Origin of the sequence: Clostridium bornimense, assembly GCF_000577895.1 — a bacterium.
GTDB lineage: Bacteria > Bacillota > Clostridia > Clostridiales > Clostridiaceae > Clostridium_AN > Clostridium_AN bornimense.
Genome location: NZ_HG917868.1, coordinates 257,170 through 281,550, shown reverse-complemented (window position 1 = coordinate 281,550; position 24,381 = coordinate 257,170). Strand labels below are relative to the sequence as shown.

Below are 24,381 nucleotides of genomic sequence, written 5' to 3'. Positions count from 1 at the left end.
TCCCATTATATAAGAATTTCGGTTAGCTACTCCAAAGTGTTCTTCCATTCATGACTCGTACAGATATCTCACCATCATCTGCTCTCTACAACTTATCAATGAACTTACTCTCTTTATCATAGTATTTATAAATTTGCAATTTCTTTACTATATTGATTATTATATGCTTATTTTTTTAATAAATCAACACCTTATCTTGTTTTTTATTAAATTTTTATCATATTGTTAATAACTTAAAAGTATATGTTCATTATATTTATATAGATGAAATATTGAGATGAATAATACTATATCTTATAAAAAACAAAACTGGCAAAACTTTATGTTACTTAAGTTTTGCCAGCACTTAGACTTATTCAATAATAAATTTTTCTACAGTCTCTTCTAAATTTTTAACTACTTTACTTAAATCATCTGCAACTGATTTAATATTTTTTACATGATATAACTGCTCACTTACTGTCGTTGATGTTTCTTCTGTTGCTGCTGCTGATTCTTCACATACCGCAATAACTCCATGAATTGATGCTGTTACATCTTCTTTAATTTTATCAATATAATTAACATTTTCAATTAAATTTTCAACTTCACCAGTTAATTTAACAAATGACATTTCAATATTTTCAAAAACCTCTTTTGATTCATTCATTGAATTGTTCATATTATCAATAGTGTCTGTTGATTTTTCCATATTAATTTTAGTATTGTTAATTTCTTTAACTATCTCATTTATTATATTACCTATCTGCTTTGTAGCATCTGCTGTTTGCTCAGATAATTTTCTTATTTGATCAGCAACAACACCAAAGCCTTTTCCTGCCTCTCCTGCTCTTGATGCTTCTATTGCAGCATTTAATGCTAATAAATTAGTTTCTTCTGATATACTATTAATAGTTAAAACTATTTCACCAATCATGTCTGATTTTTTAGCTAATTCATTTATACTCCTATTAGTGTTATTTCCTATTTCTATGGTAGCTTCGATATCACTAACTAACCTAGTAATTGAACTACTACATTTTTTATTATTTTCTTTAGATTCATTAAATTCTTTCTTTACACCTTCTGTTACTTCAATTATTTCTTCAATCTTTCCTGTTAAACTTTCTAACTTCTCTGCTCCATTTTGCGCATCATTAGATTGCTCCTCTGCTGCTTTAGCTAACTCTATCATAACTTCATTTATACCATTAGCAGTATCTGATAATACTTCTGTTGCACTATATAAATTATCACATTGTTTAGTTGTATTATCAGAACATTCTTTGACCTCAATAAGTGATGTTCTTATAGCTGTAGTTAGTTCTACTAACGCATCATTCATAATAGCAACTTCACCTTCAAAAGTATTTTCAGTATTCTCTTCATCATTTTCTGCAAAATTTAAATTTTCAGCTTTTTTTCTTAATAAATTTGTTAAAAACTCAATAGGTCTACTTATCTTTCTTACTATTACTATCGCTAAAATAGAAACAAGTATACACAATATAGTAGTTATAATGACACAAACTACGATTCCCATATTAATTATTTTAAACACATTTTTTTCTTCTGCTATTACTCCCATTATGTTTCCATTGTATAATTTTGAAAATGCCACAATACATTTTTCATCATTTCGTTTTACTTTTATAGCTTCTTCATTAACTTCTAACAAATCTACATTACTTGAGTACACATTTTTTATATTTTCTTTTTCAGTATGATTTTTATCTACAATAAAATTTCCTTCATTATTCATTAAAAATGCATATCCACTTTTAAATACAGTAACTTCATTTATTATATCTTTATAATCATCAAAAAATAAATCTACAGCTACTACTGCAATAAGTGTATTTTTAATATATACAGGTTTGGTATATGCTATTCTCATACTATCAGAACTATCATCAGTATGTGGATCACTCCATATCGCTTCTTTCCTATTAACAGGATTATAATACCAACTCATATCCTTTTCTTTGTTATTTTCATTAAAATCTGTTTTTGAGAACTTACTTAATTTACTTACTTTATCGCTATCCTTATCTCTTTCATAAATTAATTGTATAGCTTCTGATGTAAGTTCTGGATTTATTATAATAGCTGTTCCTAAGAAATTTTTATTATCCTCTACAGTATTTTTTACATAAGTATCTAATGTACCTACATATTCCTTTATATATTCATCACTAACATCTAATTGATTTAAATCCATTGTACTTCTAACAAGATTTTCAATGTTATTAACTACCACCTCTATATTACTTAAGCCTTCATTTATTTCTTTCGCTTTATTAATAGACATCTGTAATAAATACTTTTCAGCTTCTTGCTCTATTATATCTTTACTAACATAACTCATAAATAAAGTAATTATTGTTGCTGTAAACACACAACAACCTACTATTGATAAAAATATTTTTTTTGATATACTTTCAACCTTTTTCATTTTTCATTCTCCTCTCAATATTATTTCTCGTTTTTTCCGCTTTTTTCTTTAGTTTTTTTACATTATTCGCGCAAAGGCCTATAATATATCATCTTTGATTATTTGTATGAGATTTAATGAAAAATAAAAAACTAGGCTATAGTATAAGCCTAGTTTCTTATTTCTTTTTAAATTTCTAACTTAAATGGTACCGTAGTAATTGCTATATGATTTCTACGAAGTAACCCTCTTTCTATAAATATCTTAGTTTGATTATGCAAAAATATATGCCACCATGTTCTTACTGAAAAATGTGACATTACTAATGTAACCATGTCACCTTTTTTATAATCTTTTTGATTTTCATCTATAAATTCTATAAGTGGCTCTATTATTTTTCTATAAGGTGAATATCTTATTTCTAATTTAATATCTTCATTTAGAAGTTTCCATTTCTTTTTTATCTTCTCTATTCCATCTTCATCTATTCCCACATAAAATGCTGTTACATTGTCAGATATAGTTTTTGCATATCTTAAAGCTCTTATAGTAGCTACATTAATGCTTGATATAGGAACTATAACTTTATTTTTATATTTATCTCTTTCAAAATTAATAGCCTCAATCTCTTCATCTGATATTCTTAATTCATCTGCTATACCATCATAATGTCTCTTTATTTTTAACATAGCCATAATTAATAATGGAATAACAATAATAACTATCCATGCACCATGAGTAAATTTATTAATTCCGATTATCACTGCAGTTAATGCTGTAACTAAAGCACCGACTCCATTAATAATACATTTATGTTTATAACCCTTTTCTTTATCTTTAAACCACTTTCTAAACATTCCAAATTGAGATAATGTAAATGATATAAATACCCCTACAGAGTATAATGGAATTAATTTATGAGTACTACCTCTAAATATAACTATTAATATTCCTGATATCACAGATAATGCTATTATTCCATTTGAATAACTTAATCTATCTCCTCTAAAAGAAAACTGTCTAGGCACAAACCCGTCTCTACTAATTACATTTAACAGTAATGGAAATCCTGAAAATGCTGTATTAGCAGCTAGTACTAAAATCAACATAGTTGTTACTTGTATATAATAAAACATAAATCCTTTTCCAAATACAGCATTAGCTATTAATGATAATACTGTCATTCCATCTTTAGGTGCTACTTTATAAATTAGATCTAAAGCTGATATACCTAGAAATAATGTTAAGACTATCAATGCTAATAGCATTAATGTAATTTTAGCATGTTTAACTGCTGGTTCTCTAAAGTTAGGAACAGCATTACTAACAGCTTCTACTCCTGTTAATGCAGAACACCCTGATGAAAATGCTTTACATATTAATAGCATATATAAACCATCATAAGTTCCTTTGATGCTCTCAATATTTTCATTTACAACTATGTCCCCAGTAAAATACCTATATATTCCTACTAATATCATGATTAGTATACCTAATATAAATGCATAAGGAGGAATAGCAAAAACCTTTGCCGATTCTGTAACTCCTCTTAAGTTTATAATAGTCATAATTATTAATAATATAATTGCAATAGTTACATTATGCTTGGCCAAAGCTGGAAATGCAGAACTAATAGCTGCCGTTCCCGCAGATATACTAACAGCAACAGTAAGAATATAATCTAATAATAATGATGCTCCCGCTGTTACTCCTTCAATTACTCCCAGGTTTTCTTTAGCTACAATATATGCGCCTCCACCATTAGGATAATGTTCTATAGTTTGCTTGTAAGAAAAAACTAGTAAAAATAATAATGCAATTATGAATAGAGATACCCACAACATTGATTTAAATGCCATTACACCAATGGCTGGCACTAATACTAATAATATTTCTTCTGTTGCATAAGACACTGAAGAAATTGCGTCACTAGATAGTATTGGAAGTCCTGTTCTTATAAAATATTTTTCATCATTAATCGACTTGCTTTGTAATGGTCTTCCTATTAACCATCTTTTTAAAACTCCAAACATGTTATTTGATACCACCTTTGTAATTTTTTTCTTACATTATCATCTTATTATATATACTTTTATGAAGAAAAACAATATATTATAAATATTTAAAATTATTGACTAGTAATAATTTTCCTGTTAAAATATTATACGATAATAATTTAATATTTATTAACAATAAGTTTATTAATGCTAAACTTTTATTAATTTTTAGGAGGTTTTATGAGTAGTGGCTTTTTACTTTTAAAATATCTATCTGTTGCATAGAAATAATTTTAATTTATGGGGGGATTTATTAATGAAAATTGAACAATTAGGTAGACACATTTTAGTGGAATATTATAATTGCGATAAGGAGATTCTAAAAGATCATGAACTTATCGAAAAATATATGAAGCAAGCGGCAATTGAAGCTAAAGCAACAATTGTACAAAGTTGTTTTCATAAATTTAATCCCTGGGGTGTCAGCGGTGCTGTAATAATCCAGGAATCACATCTTACTATTCACACTTGGCCTGAATTCGGCTTTGCGTCTGTAGACTTATTTACTTGCGGAAATAAGGTTAATCCATGGGATGGATTTAAATATCTAGAAAAAGTTCTTAAATCAGAACGAAGTGAATCTACAGAAGTTGCTAGAGGATTAGTAGATAAAATTAGAACATTCAGCAATGGTTGTTACGACAATATTGAAATGAACTATAAAATAGGAGGATAAGGTGAATATTATGAATATGGAATTATGGTATACAGAAAACCAAACTGACAACGTAAAATTTTCTATGAAAGTTAAAGAGCATATCTACTCTGGACAAAGTGACTTTCAAAAAATAGATGTATTAGACACTTATGAATTTGGAAAAGTTCTTGTTATTGACAACTGGACAATGATAACAGAAAAAGATGAATTTATTTATCACGAAATGATTACTCATGTCCCTATGTCTGTAAATCCTACTATTAAAAATGTTCTTGTTATTGGTGCCGGCGACGGTGGTACTGTAAGAGAACTTACAAGATATAATACAATTGAAAAAATAGATATGGTAGAAATAGATAAAATGGTAGTTGATGTTGCTAAAGAATATCTACCATTTACATCAAATAAATTAGATGACACAAGAGTAAATTTATACTTTGAAGACGGAATAAAATTTGTAAAAGGAAAAGAAAATCTATATGATTTAATCATTGTAGATTCTACAGATCCTATAGGTCCTGGAGAAGGTCTATTTACAAAAGAATTCTATACCGACTGCTATAATGCATTAACTGAAAAAGGTATATTAATTAATCAATGTGAAAGCCCTTACTATCCAAACAATGCTAGAGAAATGACTAGATCATTCTCTAAACTAAATGAAATCTTCAATATTTGTGAAGCATATCAATATCATATGCCAACTTACGCATCTGGACATTGGATTTTCTGCTTTGCATCAAAAGAATTACACCCTACTAAAGATTTTAATGCTACAAAATGGAACGAACTTGGACTAGCTACTAAATATTATAATACCGACTTACACTTAGGTGCTTTTGCTCTACCTAACTATGTAAAAGATTTATTGAAATAATTAATAAAATAGAGCTACTATAAAATTCTAATTGTAATAGCTCTATTTTTTCCATTTGTTAAATAGTATCTTATTCAAGAAGAATCATATTGCTTTTTATTGAGCATAATAATATGGTATAATAAAGAAAAATATTATGAAAGTTACGAGGTATTTGGAACAATGAGAATGTAATTTCTTTTTAGATTTAAACACAATAAAATTTTTTAATCCTTTATTAAAAGGTATTATTGTTGTGTTTGTTTTTAGAGAGTAAATTGCACATTGTACTATAATGCCATTTTTTGCGCAATTTTACTCTCTCCTAAATATTAAGGAGGGATTTTTTTGTTATTAATTAAAGTAGATAAACTAAAAAAATATTATGAAGATAAATTAATTTTAGATATAAATGACTTTGAGATTTCATCTGGGGATAGAATAGGCTTAATTGGAGAAAATGGCTGCGGAAAAACAACTCTTATAAAATCAATTTTAGGATTAATTACTATTGATGATGGTAGTATTTTCTTAACTGATAGTTATTCATATATAAGCCAAAATGAAGATTTCATTGATAGGTTATCCAAAAATGAATTTAATAAAAATATAACTACACCTAAAGAATATAAAGATCATCTTTCTGGTGGTGAAAAAGTCAAATTTAGAATAAGCAACGCTTTAAAAGAAAATAAAGAGCTACTTATCGCTGATGAACCAACATCAAACTTAGATAGAGAAACTATATGTAATCTTGAAAGTACACTAAAAAAATATAAGGGAGCTTTACTTTTAGTGTCTCATGATAGAGATTTTTTAGATAGCCTTTGTAGTAAAATTGCAGAGATTGAAAATGGAAAAATCACTGTCTATCCAGGAAATTACACAAATTATTTAAATCTTAAAAAATCCGATTTTGCAAGAAAAGAAAAAGAATATAACTCTTATATTAAAGAAAAAAATAGACTAGAAAATGCTATTGCCGTTAAGGAGAATCTGGAAAATAGAATTCAAAAAACTCCTAAACGTATGGGAAACTCTGAAGCAAGACTTCATCGCAAAATGGGTGGGCAAAAAGGAAAAAAGAAAATTGATAATGCAATAAAAAATATTGAACGAAGAATAGACCATTTGGAAGTTATCGAAAAACCTACTACTCCAAAAGAAATTAAAATAACTGTTCAAGAAAATTTAAACTTAGTTACTAAAACACCTATTTCAATAAAAAATTATGATTTATATGCTTCGTCTAAGCTGCTTATAAAAGATATAAATTTCTCCATAAAAAAAGGTGATAAGCTCGGTATTCTTGGTAATAATGGTTGTGGGAAAACACTTCTATTAAAAGAAATTATGAAAAATACTAATGAAAATATCAAAATAAATAGTAAAGTTAAAATAGGATACTTTGATCAAAATCAAAAGATCTTAAATAATGATACAAGTATTTTAAGCAATATAAAATTAGATTCTTCTTATGATGAAAGCTTTATAAGAATTAATTTAGATAGATTCGGCTTTAAAGGTGATGTGGTCTATAAAAATATAGAATCATTAAGCGGTGGAGAAAAAGTAAAAGTAGCACTTTGTAAGATTCTTCTTAGTGATAATAATTTATTAATCCTTGATGAACCAACAAATTATCTAGATATAAAATCTATTGAAAGCCTAGAAACTGCACTTTCTAATATGAATAAAACACTGATATTAGTTTCTCATGATATAAAATTTGTTGAAAACATCTGTAACCGCCTTATATTTATAGAAGATAAAAGAATCAAAGATTTCCACGGTTCTTATAAAGAATATATTGAATCATCTAGTAAAAATATTGATGTATCAATGCGAAAATCTCTAGAGGAAAAAATGCTCTTAAAAAATAAAATATCAGAAATTTTATCACTTCTTTCTATAGAAAAAGATTTATCTAAAAAAGATGCATTAAATAATCAATATCTTCAATTAATAGATAAAATAAAAAAACTTAACTAATAAAAATAAGGGACTAAAGTTTTATCACCAATAACTTCAGTCCCTTCTCTATTACTATATATAAATTTATCAATCTCTAAAATTTTCTTCTGGCAAAATATATGTTATTTTTTCTCAACCACTAAAAGAATAGGTGCTACTTCACTTCTGTTTAAAAAACAATGCTCCATAACTCCATATTTGTTTTTAGGCAATGATTTTAGATATGGTATAATACAGCCTTCCTCTTCTCTACCTTCTTCATGACCTCTATATAAACAAATAGTCATGATTCCACCAGAATTTAAAATTTCTAGTCCAGCCTTTATACTCTCTAAAGAAGTTTCATGTAGTGTAGTAACTTTCTTATCACCACCAGGCAAAAATCCTAAATTATACATTATACAATCAACTGGTTCTTTAACATACTGTTTTAATAAATGGTGGGAATCATTTATTACCTTAACATTTTTTATATTTTTATTAATATAAGATTTACAAGGTTCTTCTTGTATTTCAAAACTATACACTTTTTTAAAATTATCTTTAAGAAAATCTGTATCATGTCCATTACCTAAAGTTCCATCAATAGCTACATTTTTATTCTCTAAAAACTTTGTAATTATATAATGAGATATAGTACTTATATCTCCAACATAATTGAACAAACTTATCACCTCAACTTATCTTATAAGTTCTTTTATAGCTTCTACTACTCCGTTTTCATCATTACTCTTCGCTATAAATCTTGCAACCTTCTTCAAATCATCATGGGCATTTTCCATAGCGTAACTATAATATCCACTCTCCATCATTTCTAAATCATTTAAATAATCACCAAATACTACTGTCTCTTCATGTTTAATTCCTAATAATTCTTGTATTTCTTTTATGGCTACCCCCTTATTAATATTTTTAGCAGTTATATCAAGCCATATATCTCCTGATACCGTAACTTGTGCCTTATCTCTGTATTCTACAAAATAATTATTACTATTTTCTTCTGATCCTTTGAAATCACATATAGTAACCTTCAATATCTCATCATTTATTTTAGTTATATCATCTACTATTTTATATCTCTTATAGTATTTTGATACTTCATTTACTAATCTAACATCATCACTTTCGATATATGCAGAATTCTTACCACATAAAACTACGTAACTTTCATCTATCTTTCTACCAATATTAATAAGTTCCAGAGCCAAATCTCTGTCTAAAGAATTTGTAACTATTTCTTTTCCTTTGTATACAACAAATGTTCCATTTTCAGCAATAAACATCATCTCATCTTTTATATTATCAAAGGTTTCTAATAAACTATAATATTGTCTTCCACTAGCTGCTGCAAAAATTATATCCTTCTCTCTCATTTCTTTAAAAACTTCATAAAATTCTTCATGTATTTCCTTATTACTATTTAATAATGTACCGTCCATATCTGTAGCAACAAATTTTATCTTATTCATTTTATCTCCTCTTTAGATAATTTTATTGTTTGTTATTGTTTATTATTATTTTATATTATTTCTTATAATTTTTCAATATTAAATAAGGCTTTGCAATGTAATTATAAACTAATGCAAAAGCCTTATCGTTAAATTGCCCTAATTGTATCTACTATAGATGATACATCATTATATAACTGTAAATATAATTGAAATTTAGGATCTGTATCACTTATAGACATTCCCGTATATGACCCTATTCTATAAGTAATTCCATTAGAAATTATCTCTCTCTTTCCCCCTACTCTGTCCAAATGATCTCCATTGGAGTAATCTGTTAAGTCATTAGTTATTAAGAAAAATAATCCATCTCCCTCTGTTACACCCTTTAAACATACTTTTAATTCAGTTCCATCCTCAACAACAGTATATAGATTTTCCCAATTTGAGGGGAAGTCTATAGCAAGTTTAAAATTATTACTTACATAGGTAGTTTGTTTAGGCACTTGCTGAGACTGTTGCACAATCTCAGTCTGTTGTTGAGATTTAACTTCAACTGATTTAGTAGTTTGTACCACTTCTTCCTGTTTATCTGTTGATACATCTTCATTATTAATTTCTTCTTCAACGGCTTTTATTTCACTTCTATTTACTACTACCTCATCTTTTTTTATTTCTTTTACTATATATTCACTATTATTTTTTTCAGCCTTAACTAAAATAGTATCCTTTATCTCTTTATTATTAACATTAAACATAATCACAAATAATACCATAATCATAATACAAAAAATTATACCTATAACTACTTTTTTATTAAATTTAGTAATATGATTCATAATTTTCTCTTTCATACTTTTCTCCTTCCTTACATAATTAAATATACTCCTATATTTTTCTATTTTCAACATTTTTATACATAACCTTTTACTACATTTACTCTAACTATTTATCCATCACTTCCCTTGGAAAAACTTATGAAAAATATTAGACATTCTATTTTAAAAGTGTATAATACATCTCAAGTGCTCTATAAAACTTTTTTAGGAGGTACTTAATGAATAAAATAAAAAAGAATTATATTCTTATTCCTATATTTACAGCAATATTGTCTTTAATATTTATGATAATAATTGCTTCTAATACTACTACTTCTATTAATAAAAGTTATTCAAACTTTACTGAAGATTTAAATTCACACAATATATCTACAGTAATAATGGATACATCACCTAATATGACAGTAATTCTAAACAACGGTGAAAAATATTCTACCGATAACCCCAAAACTGATAACTTAAAAGAAACATTATTATTAAATAACATAAAAGTTAAAGATGAAACTGTTGCTCCTCTTATAAAGACACTACCTTCTGGTATATTTGTCGTTTCACTATTAACTATAATGTTTATGCTTATAGCTAAAGCTCGTGGCGGTTCTGGTTCGATGACATCCATGGACATGGAGGACTTCAGTAAAAATAAAAAAGTTGCTTTAGATTTTAATTCTGTAGCTGGTAATGATGAAGCTAAAGAAAGTTTGATGGACATTGTAGATTTTCTTAAAAGCCCAGAAAAATATCAAAAATATGGTGCAAGAATGCCTAAAGGTGTTATTCTTTATGGCTCTCCAGGTACCGGAAAAACTTTACTTGCAAAAGCAGTTGCTGGTGAAGCTGGTGTTCCATTCTATGCATTAAGTGGCTCCGACTTTGTACAAGTTTATGTTGGTGTTGGTGCTGCTAGAATAAGAAACTTATTTAAAAAAGCAAAATCTCATGGAAAAGCTGTAATTTTCATAGATGAAATAGATGCTATTGGTAAAAAGAGAGGTAATAGCAAAGGTGGCGGAAATAATGATGAACGTGATCAAACTCTTAATGCCTTACTAACAGAAATGTCCGGCTTTGGACAAGAAGAAGGTATCGTAGTAATTGCTGCTACAAACAGACTTGATATGCTAGATGATGCATTACTTAGACCTGGTAGATTTGATAGACACATTGAAGTCTCTTTACCTGATGTAAATGCTAGAGAAAAAATACTTTCTCTTCATTTAAAAAACAAGCCTCATGATAACTTAGATATAAAAGATATTGCTAAGAAGACAGTCTATTTTTCAGGCGCAAAACTAGAAAGTTTGGTAAATGAAAGTGCTATCCTTGCAGCAAAAGATGATAGTGATACTATAACTAATAAACATATAGAAGCTGCCTACTCTATTACATTAGCTGGATACGATAAAAAAGAAACAAGCTATCTAAGTAAAGAAGACAAACTTCTTACCTCTTATCATGAAGCTGGTCACGGATTAGTATCAATGCTTTTACTCCCAAAAGATAAAGTGTCTAAAATAACGATAATTCCAACTACTAAGGGTGCTGGCGGTTATACATTAACCATCCCTGAGGATAAGAATTACCACAAAATGAATTATCTGAAAAATAAAATTAAAGTACTACTTGGAGGACGAGCTGCTGAGGAAATTATTTTTGGAAAAGAAAATATATCTACAGGAGCTGAAAATGATATTTCTCAGACTACTGATATAGCTTTAAAGATGATTTCTGAATATGGAATGGGAGATACCCTTGGCCTTATTAAGCTTTCTAGCGTCGGTTCTCTTTATGGAAGCTATGGAAATCCTGTTATCGAGGAATGTAAAAAACTTTTAGATAATCTATATGAAGAGACCTTAGAATTATTACGTGAAAACAAAAATAAGTTAGATTCTCTTGCATTAGAATTATTAGAAAAAGAAACTTTATATGATACTGAACTTGAAAAATTTGTTTCTTAAACAAAAAGTAGTGTGAATAACAATCACACTACTTTTTTATTTATTAATTTGATGATGCTGAAGCAGCAGCTGCTGCACTTGCACAAGCTGCCGCTGTTGCTGCTTGCATAGCAATGACTATAGTTAATGCAGTATTATTTGTAGTTTCAATTATTTTATCATTATTAATATCCATTACTTTTAATTCATCAAGATATTTTGAACAAACTAAAGAAGCTCCAATCATATTCCTTACTTCACAATTTAATGAAAAAGTTCCAAATCCACTATGAGATTTTAACTCCTTTATAGTCATCATATATTTATTTAAAAAATCTTCAAAGTCATTTGTAACAAAAGTAATAACTCCAAGCAAAGGTAAAGCATAATTTTTAATATATATCTTCTTTTCTCTTAGCGTCTTATTTAATAGTATTACTTTTTCACACTTTTCTTTAGCAGATCCATTACCTAAAGATAAAATATGAGAAAGAGCTTGAAGATTATTGTTACCCCAGAAACCATTAGCTTTTAATATATTGTAACATTCCTCAATTTCTTCTAAAGTTTCCTCTATATTATTTGATGTTGTTGCAATCATAGCCGCTGCAACATAATCATCACTACCTGTCAAAAAGAAATGATTTTTTTTCATTATGTCATAAGCTTTTCTCATTTTTCTAATGGCATCATCATAAGTAACTCTTTCTTTTGCATTATAAATTACCCATGCTGTTAAAATTAAATACTGACTTCCTGAAAATTCACTTTTTAACTTATCATAAATTTTCATTACCTCTCTCAATGCTTCTTCTGGAAAAGCTTCTAAAGATAAATTGGTAGCAGTAGTAAGCAAATTATTTCCTCTAAAATTAGAAAATATAGAAGTGTTATTTTTAATTAAATCTCTGCAATAATTAATTTTTGAAACATCTGCAACCTCGTCTCTTAATGTAACAGATAATGCATTGCATTTTCTAAATATATTACTTTCAAATAGACCTTTTATATTGTCAAAGTTATTAGCATTTTTCACCATTAAATTTATTTTATATATCATAGATAATGAGCCCCCTTTATTTAAAAGGTAAATTTAAAGTGTTTATACAGTATTATTTACCTTATATTATTCATTATATAGTATATAATACCATATTGCAATAGTTTTCTATTTTTTCATTAATATCTTTAAATAAAATTTCTGATATTCACTATAATCATAACACTTATTTTTCTTAGAGACTTAATCTTAAAATCCATTTTCCCTAGCTTTAATTAATACATCTTTTGAATCATCATAAAGACTCCACCTCTATATCCTAATGTATTATCAAAATTCCAAAATAAATTTACCTCTCTCATATATACCTCTCCCCGTTATTACTAAATTACTCCAATATGCATTAATTGCAATTAACCTCTTCACTAATATAATTACGTGATACTTAATTCTAATTAATGCACTACTTAATATTAATACTACACTTCGTACCTTCTATAACCCTTTAATCTTCTATATTAGATACAAATTTGCATTAACATACTACTACCTGTATTATTGTATTTATGCAATTATCACTATATCCCTGTGATATAAATACTTAGCAATGTACTATATTACATTAACTCATTAATGATCTGCATAAACAACATTTAAATTCTACATAATCATATTGCTACATCTCTTAATTAATACTAATGAATTTTCCCATAATTTTCACATTTATAACATAGACATTAATCTACAAAAACACCAATAACATCGTCCCTAGAATAAAAAAATGACTGTTGCATAATGCAACAGTCATACTACTTATCCTTCTGCCCCGACTTCATTAGGATCTATTGTTTTTATTCTAAATATAAAGTAATACAACTTAAATAAAACTACTAAAATTAAAGTAATTCTCATCATTAAATTATCAACAATAATAAATGGTATTGCTATCATAGTATCAGCAAACGCTAGTATTGTTATCTTTTGTTTCAATGTCATTGCTCTCTCTTTAACAAACGTTTCTAGATGCTTTTTATATATCTTAGTATTCACAAACCAATTGTTAAATCTGTCTGATCCTTTAACAAAGCACACTGATGCCAATAGTAGAAATGGTGTCGTTGGTAATACTGGTAGTACTACACCTATAGAACCTAATACAAATGCTATTAATCCAATTGTTACATAAAAAAACTTTTTTATTCTTTTCATACCTAACCTCATTACTTATTTAATGCATGTTTTATTAATTCCACTGGATTATAAATTATAAGTCTTGGACCTGAAAATCTCATTACATCCTTAACTTTAATCTTCATATCTTTCTTATAGCAATGGATTGGACACCTTGAACAAGTGGATTTATTCTCCCCGAACTTGCAGTAGCTAAGTCTCTTATGGGCATACTCTAAAAGTTCACTACATTCCTCACATAACTCTCCCTTTTTATGCCCATGTTTTTTTCTACAATAAATCTCTATCATCAGTTTTATTGTCTTCTTTTCCCTATCTATTCTACCCATATATCCTCCGATAACCTTAACCTTTTATTTTCTAACTTATACACCTTATTACATACTGCTGTAGTAGACTTTCTATGTGATATCAATATTATTGTCTTATCCTCACAATTTTCTTTAATAGATTTCAAGATTTCCCCTTCATTTAATGTATCTAAATTACTTGTAGGTTCATCTAAAATTAATACCTCACCATCTCTTAAAAAGGCTCTAGCTAAACCTATTCTTTGCTTTTCTCCAGAAGAAACATTACCACCTAGTTCCCCTACCTTAGTTTCATATCCCTTTGGAAGTGTTGTAATAAACTCATGTATAGATGCCTTCTTAGCTGCCTCTATAACTTCCTCTCTAGTTGCATCTAACTTTCCAACCTTGATATTATCTTCAATAGATTCATTAAAAAGATATGTTTCTTGACTAACTAAAGTTTGTACTTTTCTAAGAGATTTTGTTTTTACATCTTTAATATTAATATTATCTAAATTAACATTCCCCTTATTTACATCCCAAAATCTCATAATAAGTTTGATAAAAGTACTTTTACCTATACCACTTTCACCAATTAAGGCAATTTTATCACCTTTTCTTATATCTATAGATGTTTCATCAAATACTTTTTCACTTCTACCTGGATAAGCAAAAGTTACATTATCATATGCTATTACTTCTCCAGAAATCTCCTCACCATTTACAACCTCTTCTACTTGTGGCTTTTCATCTAAAAGTGCAAATAATCTCTCTGCACAAGCAAAAGTTTGTAGTAGTGTATTAGAAAGATTACTTAAAGCTACAACAGGACCAAAAGATGATGCTATAACTACTATCCCTACCAATGTCATAGTAAGTGAAAGATCACCTTTAGAATATTGTACAAATCCAACTACTACAAAAGTTAAAATAGCAATCATTATAACTAAATCTGTTATTGCTCTAATAATACCTTCATGTTCTTTGATTTTATCAAGACTCTTATTTAACTTATAAGAATTTTCATTTATTTTTTCTAATCTCTTATCGCCATTTTTAAATAATAATACTTCCTTTAACCCTCTTAAAGAATCAAGAATATAGTTATTGCTTATACCAAACATATTTCTATACTCTACTCCAGCCTCTTTCGCTAATGCTGAAGAAGCATAAGGTATAACAAAACCTACTATTAAATAAAATATTACTGACAATACTCCAAACCATGGATTTATTAAAAATAATATTACTGCTATTATTGTATTTGTTCCGATAGCTATAGCAATCGGTGCTATAGTGTGAGCATAAAATACTTCTAAAAGCTCAATATCAGATGTAATTAATGAAATAAGATTTCCTTTTTCCTTACCTTCTAACTTAGCTGGCGCTAATTTTCTTAAATGAGCAAATATCTTATCTCTTAATATATAAAGAATTTTAAATGCTATATAATGACCTGATAATTGTTCACCATATCTTAAGAACCCTCTAAGTAATGCACAAATTGCCATAACTACCATAGCACCAGTAAAAGATATAAATGTTATATCACCTATATATGCACCTATTGCTATAGCCCCAAAGCTAGCAATAGCTATAGCGGCTAAAAATCCTAATATCCCCATTGTTATAGTTATTAACATAATAGGAGCAAGAGGTTTTAACTCTACTATTAATCTCTTCATTATTTGGAAGCCTGATCTTCTTTTCATAATCTTATATAGCCTCCCTTATTTCTTCTAATTGATTTTGTTTATTTATCATATCGTAATAATATCCTTCTTTTGCATATAACTCTTCATGTGTTCCATTTTCAACTAATGAACCCTTATTCATAACATAAATATTTTTTGCGTCTCTCACATTTGCTAATCTATGTGATATTACTAAAATAGTCTTATCCTTAGAAAGCTCATATATCGCTTCCCAAATAGCTTCTTCACTTTCAACATCTATGTTTGAAGTAGCCTCATCAAAAATTATCATCTTTCTATTAGCTAAAATAACTCTAGCTAATGCTAGCCTTTGTTTTTGTCCACCAGATAAATTATTACCACCTTCACCAACGTTAGTATTTAATCCATCCTTTAAACTTTCCACAAAATCGTATAATCTAGCCTTCTTTAATGCTTCCTTTATTTCCTTATCGCTAGCATCCTTCTTAGCCATAAGTAAGTTGTCCAATATAGTTCCATTAAATATATAACTATTAGTAGAAACTAATGCTATATTTTCATATATATCATCTAAAGATACTTTTTCTATATCTTCATTATTTAATAATATTCTTCCTTTTGTAACTTTATAATTATTTAAAATTAAAGATGCTATAGTACTCTTACCAGAACCACTTTCTCCTACAATAGCCACAACTCCACCTTCAGTGATATTCATATTAATATCCTTTAGAACTGTTCTTTCACCATCATAGCTAAACTGAACATTTTCCAACGCTACAGCTACTTTATCAAAGTTAATTTCATTATTACTACAAGTAACTTTTTCTCTTTCCTCAGCATCTAAAATTCCAAACATTCTATCTGATGCCGCCATTCCATTCATAGCTATATGGAAGTATGAACCTAAAAGTCTAAGTGGTATAAAGAATTCTGATGAAAGTAATATTACTACAATTAAGCTACCAATAGCTAATTCTCCGCTTCTGAATTGGAATAATGCCATTATTGTTCCAGCAGCTGCTCCACCAAAAGCTACTAAATCCATTATAGTTATAGAGTTAAGCTGCATGCTAAGAACCTTCATAGTGATTTTTCTAAACCCTTCAGCTTCTTCATTCATTTTTTTATGTCTTTCCTCATCAATATCAAAAACCTTAAGAGTTGTTAATCCTTGAAGATTTTCTAAAAATGTCCCACCAAGATCAGAATAGCTTTTCCAATAATCCTTTAAAATTCTCTTGGCTATCTTCATAATTGCAATAATAGAAATTGGTATTAGTGGTACTGAAAGTATAAATACTAATGCTGCTTTTAATGAAATAAAGCTAATAAATACAAATAATGTTACCGGTACTAAAAGTGAATAGAAAAACTGTGGTAAATATTTACCAAAATATATTTCTAATTGCTCTACTCCCTCAACAGTAACTTGTACTACTGAAGATGTACTTTCAACATTACTATATCCTCCGCCAAGTCTTAATAACTTCTTATATATAAGCTCTCTTAACTTAACTCTAACTCCAGCTGACGCCTCATTAGAAAATTTAGCGTACAAAATATTACATGTGTATCTTATTGCTAATAAAACCAATATAGCTATAACAGCTATTAAAAGTGATATATTCCCTACTAAATTAAATTGAGACATAGCATTTATTAGACCATTATCAGTAAGATCTAATTTTTGTCCCGCTGCCATTTTATTTATAAATTGTCCAACTAATAGTATTATTAATATATTGCATATAACTGCTAACCAGTTAACAAAAATAGTTAAAGCAATATATTTTTTTGACTCACTACATAGGTTTATCAACCTTTTATTTATCATCATATGTTTTATTTCTCTCCTTATTATTCAACAGTTTTCTCTACTTACTAATTTTATCTTCCAATTGCTTTTTTAACCTTACCTTTAATATGCTTTCTATGTAAAACAATATGAACTATAACTCCAATAAATAGCAAACCTGCTGATAATCTATGAACTATAGCAACAATATCTCTATTTGCGATAGTTATATTAGTTAGAATTGTGTATGAAATTAAAATTCCTGTTATAACAGCAATTAAAGCTAGTAAAAATAATGTTCCATTTAAGCAATGACTAAATTTAGCTTTACCAGTAAGCTTTTTATTTGTCATACCTTTATGCATAGCCTTAAAAGTTTTTAAGTTACTGCATACATGAATAATAAATATACCTAAAATAACGATTCCTAAAACTTCATGCCAAAACATTCCTGTTATCTTTATTCTAGTTAAACTTAATAAAATCACTACCATAATTATATCTAAAACTATTTTCATATATATTTTCTTCATATTTACACCCCTGATTTTCTTTTGTTCCTTATAATATTAAATATTTTTATGCAATTTATCTTTAACGATATTGAGAACTATTATCATTATATTTAGTTTTTTATAAAAATATTTTTATATGTTAACACTTTGGAAATATTTTTGTCATTTTTGGAAATATTTTATATGTATAATTTATTTGTTTGTAAAATTATCAAAAAAATACAATTGGAGGAGTATAAAGTGAAGAAATTATTTAAATTATTAAGTATGTTAGTAACATATTTTGTAACTCTATCAGCTTTTACAGGTTTAAATGTAGCAAATGCAAAAGATTGGAATCCATTAAAAAATCTAAACTATAATTACAGCTACAATTATAACTATAACTATGGCAACAATTATAACTATAATTACTGCAACAATAATAACTATAATTACAACTATTGTTCTGATAACACTTATAACTATAATTACAACTATTGTTCCGGTAACAATAATAACTATAATGACGTCTATGATTATAGATACAATTATAATTATTATAAAAATAGTACATTCACTACCATATATAATAAATAAAATTATAATAACCTATATAATACAAATAAGTTGTAAATTAGTTTCTTAATAAAGATAAAAGTACTCTCAATACTTTAATCAGTCTTAACAATAGATGTAGTTACTCACATAAAAATTTTAATATAGCCCTGTGTATAAGGGCATTACATAGAATTCCAAATTCTTTGTAATGCCCATTTTTTATTCTTACATTTAAAATTTAGTTTTGTAAAAATATTTTTTATCTGTTAATATCTTGGAAACAATTTCTGTAATTTTGGTAATAACATGTTTTTATAATAATTCTTGTAATCATTAATAAATAATATTTTTCGTTAAAAATGAGGAGGACTTAAAATGAAAAAATTAATCAAACTATTAAGTATGATAATGGCGTATTTAATAATCATCTCAATCCCTATAGGCTTCAATATAGTAAACGCACAAGAAATCAGTATAAAAAAATACCTATATTATTCAACTCTAGATAATATAGTACAAGTGGTTCAATATAAAGATAAAGCTCTTACTTTTACTTTCACTGATAATACTGACTATAATTATAACTATAACTATAATTATAACTATAGTTTAGAACCACAATCATACTTTGATCTATATAGCTTAAAAAACAACAATAAAGAAAAAGTTTATAGTAATATACCTGGATATTCTATTTACTATATCAATAGAGAAAATAATCTACTTCACTTTAAAGCCAGTAACCCATCTCTAGAATATGACACAGAATTCTTCTATAACTTTGATGACTCTACTACTGGTTACTATTGTATCGAAGATGCAAAAGTAAGAACTAATGAAATAAAAGAAAATTGTATAAAGAAAATAAATGCAAAATATAATTACAACTATGACAACAATACTGTAGATTCCTTTTCTTTTGAAGAAAAATATGATTTAAATGGCAATAAGTACACTAATTTCGTCTTCATGCCGGAAAAAAATAATTCTGACTATTACTTCACTGGAATTTACAATAATGCTTTTCAATATATAAGTAATCATCCACTATCTATAAGTTTTGATAATAAAAATAGATTGATCATTACTGAATACTGTGATAATGTAATAAATTTACTAATAGTAAATGATAATAAAATAAATAAAATTTCAATTGATGGACGTATGTTTGGTAGAATTTTTGTGGTAGATGATCATATATATATTGCAAATTATGATAATGAATTTAATAGTTATACCTATAAAAACGGACAGATTACTTTAGATAAAAAGTATACTGAAGACATTATAAACTTCTCTACCGATAAAGATGGTAACCTATGGATTCTAAAAGATGTAAATGGTAGAAGAATAGTTTGTAAGCTAGAAAATAATGAGTTTAAGGAAAAATATGAAGTAGATGGAGATATGTATAGATTATCTGTATATGATGACAATAATATGACTGCATACAGCTATAATAAATTTACTACTATAAATGCTACAGAGAACAACGGTTCTGAGACTACTAATACTACTAACACAGGCAATACTACTACTAACAATGATAAAAATAATTCAAAACGCCTAACTCAAACAGGTTCCCCTATAAATACTAAAACACTCTTAATCTTTGCATCAATTTTAACAACTATAGGTAGTGGAGTATTTATAAAAAGAAGGTTCTAACTAAATCTTTTATATCAAAAGGCTTTGCAATAGATAAATTCATATCTTTGCAAAGCCTTTTCTTTTCTCGTAGCATATACATTTTATTTCATATATCAAGCTATTATACTTAAGTGTTGTTATCCCAATATTTCAGTCTATAACTTTAAAGGAATAAAATATTTTTCACCCTCATGTTCCCCTATAAAACCACCAATATTATAAACATCATTAAGTAATTTCATATTAATTACCTCGGTTGCTTTACCATAATCAACAATCTTTCCTTTTTTCATAATAATTATGTTATCGCTATATTTCATAGCCTGATTAATATCATGAAGTACCATAACAACCGTTAAATTATATTCCTCATTTAACTCTTTCACTAACTCTAATATTTCCATTTGATGATAAATATCTAAATATGTAGTTGGCTCATCTAAAAATAGCACCTTACTTTTTTGTGCTAACGCCATTGCTATAAATACCCTCTGGCGTTCCCCACCAGACATACTCATAACAGCCTTATTCCTTAAACTTTCAAGACCTGTCTTTTCTATAGCCCACTGCACTATTTTTGTATCTTCATCATCATTGCCCCTATAATATGTTTTATGAGGAGTTCTTCCATATGATACTAACTCTTCAACAGTTATATCCTCAGGAACTGAATTTTGTTGATGCACTGTAGCAATTTCTTTAGCTAGTGCTTTATAATTTAACTTTTTAATATTTTTATCGTTTATCCACACTTCTCCATGAATTATTTTATTTAATCCACAAAGTATACTTAATAATGTGGACTTTCCACTACCATTTGGACCAAGTATTGTAGTAACTTTTCCTTCTTCTATATTTACATCTAAGTTTTCTATAAATGATTTATTTTTCTCATAAGTAAACTTTATACCATTTCCCTTTATCATTTTAAGTCACTCCTTTTTAGTAAATATAAAAAGAATGGTGCTCCTATTATAGCAGTAACTACTCCCACTGGTATTTCATATGGTGCCATAATAACTCTTCCAATAGTATCTGAAAACAATACTAGTATTGCTCCCATAACTCCACTAAAAGGAATTAAATATTTATGGTCTGAGCCAACTATTATTCTACAAATATGCGGTACAACTAGTCCAACAAATGACACAACTCCTGCTATAGCTGTTGATATACTAGCCAAAAATACCGCTGCCAATGTTACTAATATCATATATAAATCAGCATTTACCCCTAAACTTTTAGCATTTTTGCTTCCTAGCATTAATATATTACATTTTCCACTTAATAATAATGCTGATACAATACCTATAATTGAGTAAACAACTAATATAAATACATTATTCCATGTTACTGTAGCCAAACTCCCCATTATCCACTTTTGAATATTTGCAGAGCCAAGTCCGGCACTAATAGTAAACATTGAAGAAAATCCACCTAATAATGCATTACAAGCAGCACCTGCTAAAACTATTCTTATAGGTGATAGCCCTTTATTAAAGGCCATAAAATATACAATAGTACAACTTATTAATCCACCTAAAAATCCAAATAGCGGTCTTAATGTTATAACCCCTGGTACAAATACCATAAAAAATACCGTTACAGCACAAGCACCTGAAGATATTCCTGTTATATATGGATCCGCCAACGGATTTCTTATTACCGCTTGCAATAATACCCCTGCTATAGATAGATTTGCACCTATTAATACTGCAATAATTACCCTTGGCATTCTTAAATCTTTAATTATACCTACATTTCCTTCATTACTACCTAATAGTATACCTTTAATAAGCTCACTATAAGTAACCTCTAAGCTACCCAATTTTAAAGATACCACTATCATTGCTATTAAAAATATTAACGATGCTATAATAAATATTAATCTTTTTTTCTTCATCACTATTCTCCAGCAACTATCTCTCTTAATATATCTAAACCTTCTACGACTCTAAGATTTGCGCTCATTCCAAAATAAGTATTATCTAAGTATACAATATTGTTATTTTTTATAGCCTCTATACTTTGCCATGCTGCATCACTCTTAATCTCTTTTTCTAATGCTGACTTTGTTTCATCTGGCATAGCATGAATCATAACTAAAACTTTATCCGGATTTAACTTTGATATTTCTTCCTTACTATAAGTTACAAAAGAACTAGTATCATCTTGTACTATATTATTACCACCCACTATCTCCACTAAGCTACCTATATAAGACTTTGGTGTAGCTATCATTGTAGATCCTGGTGCTGCAAAAAGTACAAGAACATCATTCCCCTCACCATTTTCTAAATTCTTAAAACTATTTTCCTTCTCTTCTATAGTACTTATCAGCTCATCTGCTTTATCCTTTTTATCAAAACGTGTACCTAAAGTATCTATAGCATTTTTTAACCCATCTAAACTTTCAAGAGATACAAACTCACTTGGAATATTATTTTCCTTAAAAAGATTTATATAATCAGAACCTAACGTATCTACAGACACTACAACACTAGGATTTAAAGATTTAATAATCTCTAAATCTGGACTCATAGGGTTCCCTACTTCTGTAGCTCCCTTTGTACTTTCAGGCAATTCATAAGATGTAGTAGGTACCCCTATTATATCTACCCCTAAAGCATCTAAAATTTCAGTAACTGCTACCGATGTAGCTACGACCCCACCTGTTGAATTTTCAGCTTCTTTACCACTATTATTGCCACATCCAACTAACGAAATTGATGTTAAAACTGCTATAAGTAGACTACTTATTTTTTTATATTTCATCTTTTATTTCACTCCACTACTTTTTCAATTTAACTTTTAATGCCACAACACCAATAGCTATTACTACTATTGCAGCTATAATAACAACAGTTAATGTGCTATTTGATTTCTCTGCAACCTCACTATTCTCCTCTTCTGCAACTACTGCTTCATCTTCTTCATTATTGTTACTTTCTTCATTATTAACAGTCTCTTCAACAGTAGGTTCTTCCTCAATCGCTTCTATCAAAGTCATATTTTCATAATCAGGAATTACAGAAAATTCTACATCTCTTCCCATTGGATCAACATATATCTTTGCTTTCATGTCCACATCTTTAGAAGATGCTTTTACCTGTAACTTTATAGTACCAGCTTCACTATTCTCTTCTACTATCTCCACAGGAACCTCTGCACCGTCAATAGCTATTCTATAATTATTCATGTACGCTGTTCCTGAAAAACCAATAGTAAATACTACTTCTGATTTTGTAATCTTTACCTGCATAGTTTCATCTAAGTAACTTCTAGCCATAGACATTCCTACATCAGATTCATGATAAACACTATTTTTTAATTCATATATTCCACTTTCAACTTCTTCACTTCCATAAACTACATTAGAAAAACTAAACGTTAATATTACTGCAAAAATTCCTAAAATTAAACCTCTTATTTTATCAAAAATCTTCATAATTAATATCCTTTCTATAATTCACAATTCTCAATCACTGTGCACTGCTCTAACTATGCACTGACTAAAAAAAAGCTGCCACACA

At 27.9% G+C, this 24,381-nt stretch carries 21 protein-coding genes and 1 other annotated feature (1 of these 22 only partly in view); of the genes, 6 read left to right on the top strand and 15 right to left on the bottom strand.

Annotated features, from left to right (window positions below; translation table 11 throughout):
• Positions 1-129: a binding site (T-box leader), on the bottom strand (it extends 126 nt beyond the left edge of the window).
• A 223-nt stretch (positions 130-352) separates the two neighbouring features.
• The gene (locus CM240_RS01285) at positions 353-2,434 is read right to left on the bottom strand and encodes a methyl-accepting chemotaxis protein (RefSeq protein WP_044035889.1); all 2,082 of its coding nucleotides are present in this window, start codon (positions 2,432-2,434) and stop codon (positions 353-355) included.
• A gap of 167 nt (positions 2,435-2,601) precedes the next feature.
• The gene (locus CM240_RS01280; RefSeq protein ID WP_044035888.1) at positions 2,602-4,446 is read right to left on the bottom strand and encodes an APC family permease; all 1,845 of its coding nucleotides are present in this window, start codon (positions 4,444-4,446) and stop codon (positions 2,602-2,604) included.
• Between the two features lie 286 nt (positions 4,447-4,732).
• Here CM240_RS01280 and speD point away from each other — a divergent pair, with 286 nt between their 5' ends.
• The 3 genes from speD (at position 4,733) to cplR (ending at position 7,976) form a co-directional block, all read left to right on the top strand.
• Positions 4,733-5,146 (top strand): adenosylmethionine decarboxylase, encoded by a 414-nt coding sequence (speD, locus tag CM240_RS01275; protein ID WP_278246581.1) that lies wholly within the window; start codon positions 4,733-4,735, stop codon positions 5,144-5,146.
• A 16-nt stretch (positions 5,147-5,162) separates the two neighbouring features.
• Positions 5,163-6,005 carry a polyamine aminopropyltransferase gene (gene speE / locus CM240_RS01270; RefSeq protein WP_044039634.1) on the top strand — a complete coding sequence of 281 codons (843 nt, stop codon included), beginning with the start codon at positions 5,163-5,165 and terminating at the stop codon, positions 6,003-6,005.
• Positions 6,006-6,332: 327 nt separating this feature from the next.
• Positions 6,333-7,976, top strand: a complete 1,644-nt coding sequence (gene cplR / locus CM240_RS01265; protein ID WP_044035886.1) for an ABC-F type ribosomal protection protein CplR — start codon at positions 6,333-6,335, stop codon at positions 7,974-7,976.
• 104 nt (positions 7,977-8,080) lie between these two features.
• On the opposite strand, the gene mnmM is transcribed toward cplR, so the two are convergent.
• The 3 genes from mnmM to CM240_RS01250 all read right to left on the bottom strand — a co-directional run bounded on the left by mnmM (position 8,081) and on the right by CM240_RS01250 (position 10,260).
• Complete coding sequence (gene mnmM / locus CM240_RS01260; RefSeq protein ID WP_044035885.1) at positions 8,081-8,623, bottom strand: tRNA 5-(aminomethyl)-2-thiouridylate-methyltransferase MnmM; 543 nt, start codon at positions 8,621-8,623, stop codon at positions 8,081-8,083.
• Between the two features lie 15 nt (positions 8,624-8,638).
• On the bottom strand, positions 8,639-9,427 hold the full coding sequence (locus CM240_RS01255) for an HAD family hydrolase (protein ID WP_044035884.1): 789 nt from the start codon (positions 9,425-9,427) through the stop codon (positions 8,639-8,641).
• A 128-nt stretch (positions 9,428-9,555) separates the two neighbouring features.
• Positions 9,556-10,260 (bottom strand): hypothetical protein, encoded by a 705-nt coding sequence (locus tag CM240_RS01250; protein WP_044035883.1) that lies wholly within the window; start codon positions 10,258-10,260, stop codon positions 9,556-9,558.
• A gap of 203 nt (positions 10,261-10,463) precedes the next feature.
• On the opposite strand from CM240_RS01250, the gene CM240_RS01245 reads away from it, so the two are divergent.
• Positions 10,464-12,206 carry an ATP-dependent metallopeptidase FtsH/Yme1/Tma family protein gene (locus CM240_RS01245; RefSeq protein WP_044035882.1) on the top strand — a complete coding sequence of 581 codons (1,743 nt, stop codon included), beginning with the start codon at positions 10,464-10,466 and terminating at the stop codon, positions 12,204-12,206.
• A 43-nt stretch (positions 12,207-12,249) separates the two neighbouring features.
• Here CM240_RS01245 and CM240_RS01240 read toward each other — a convergent pair whose 3' ends face one another.
• The 6 genes from CM240_RS01240 to CM240_RS01215 form a co-directional block, all read right to left on the bottom strand.
• A complete protein-coding gene (locus CM240_RS01240; protein WP_044035881.1) occupies positions 12,250-13,245 on the bottom strand; it encodes a DUF4003 domain-containing protein in 996 nt (331 codons plus the stop codon).
• 753 nt (positions 13,246-13,998) lie between these two features.
• Positions 13,999-14,394 (bottom strand): YbaN family protein, encoded by a 396-nt coding sequence (locus CM240_RS01235; RefSeq protein ID WP_044035880.1) that lies wholly within the window; start codon positions 14,392-14,394, stop codon positions 13,999-14,001.
• Positions 14,395-14,405: 11 nt separating this feature from the next.
• The gene (locus tag CM240_RS01230) at positions 14,406-14,705 is read right to left on the bottom strand and encodes a nitrous oxide-stimulated promoter family protein (RefSeq protein ID WP_044035879.1); all 300 of its coding nucleotides are present in this window, start codon (positions 14,703-14,705) and stop codon (positions 14,406-14,408) included.
• Positions 14,693-16,381, bottom strand: coding sequence for an amino acid ABC transporter ATP-binding/permease protein (locus tag CM240_RS01225; protein WP_044035878.1), 1,689 nt, complete (start codon positions 16,379-16,381; stop codon positions 14,693-14,695). Before CM240_RS01225 ends, CM240_RS01230 begins: the two co-directional genes overlap by 13 nt.
• Positions 16,382-16,385: 4 nt before the next feature.
• A complete protein-coding gene (locus CM240_RS01220) occupies positions 16,386-18,185 on the bottom strand; it encodes an ABC transporter ATP-binding protein/permease (RefSeq protein WP_044035877.1) in 1,800 nt (599 codons plus the stop codon).
• A 50-nt stretch (positions 18,186-18,235) separates the two neighbouring features.
• Positions 18,236-18,676: a cytochrome b/b6 domain-containing protein gene (locus tag CM240_RS01215; RefSeq protein WP_044035876.1), complete on the bottom strand. Its 441-nt coding sequence runs from the start codon at positions 18,674-18,676 to the stop codon at positions 18,236-18,238.
• A 222-nt stretch (positions 18,677-18,898) separates the two neighbouring features.
• Between CM240_RS01215 and CM240_RS17820 the strand changes: the two genes are divergently transcribed.
• Positions 18,899-19,237: a hypothetical protein gene (locus CM240_RS17820; protein ID WP_197537938.1), complete on the top strand. Its 339-nt coding sequence runs from the start codon at positions 18,899-18,901 to the stop codon at positions 19,235-19,237.
• Between the two features lie 336 nt (positions 19,238-19,573).
• Positions 19,574-20,866 (top strand): hypothetical protein, encoded by a 1,293-nt coding sequence (locus CM240_RS01210; protein ID WP_044035875.1) that lies wholly within the window; start codon positions 19,574-19,576, stop codon positions 20,864-20,866.
• Positions 20,867-21,003: 137 nt separating this feature from the next.
• Here CM240_RS01210 and CM240_RS01205 read toward each other — a convergent pair whose 3' ends face one another.
• From CM240_RS01205 to CM240_RS01190, 4 genes are read right to left on the bottom strand one after another with little or no spacing between them, the layout of a single operon-like run.
• Positions 21,004-21,774, bottom strand: a complete 771-nt coding sequence (locus CM240_RS01205) for an ABC transporter ATP-binding protein (protein ID WP_044035874.1) — start codon at positions 21,772-21,774, stop codon at positions 21,004-21,006.
• Complete coding sequence (locus CM240_RS01200; RefSeq protein ID WP_044035873.1) at positions 21,771-22,751, bottom strand: FecCD family ABC transporter permease; 981 nt, start codon at positions 22,749-22,751, stop codon at positions 21,771-21,773. The genes CM240_RS01205 and CM240_RS01200 overlap by 4 nt, the downstream gene beginning before the upstream one ends.
• Before the next feature lie 2 nt (positions 22,752-22,753).
• The gene (isdE, locus tag CM240_RS01195; protein WP_044035872.1) at positions 22,754-23,623 is read right to left on the bottom strand and encodes a heme ABC transporter substrate-binding protein IsdE; all 870 of its coding nucleotides are present in this window, start codon (positions 23,621-23,623) and stop codon (positions 22,754-22,756) included.
• Positions 23,624-23,639: 16 nt separating this feature from the next.
• On the bottom strand, positions 23,640-24,296 hold the full coding sequence (locus tag CM240_RS01190) for an NEAT domain-containing protein (protein ID WP_044035871.1): 657 nt from the start codon (positions 24,294-24,296) through the stop codon (positions 23,640-23,642).
• Positions 24,297-24,381: the final 85 nt, after the last annotated feature.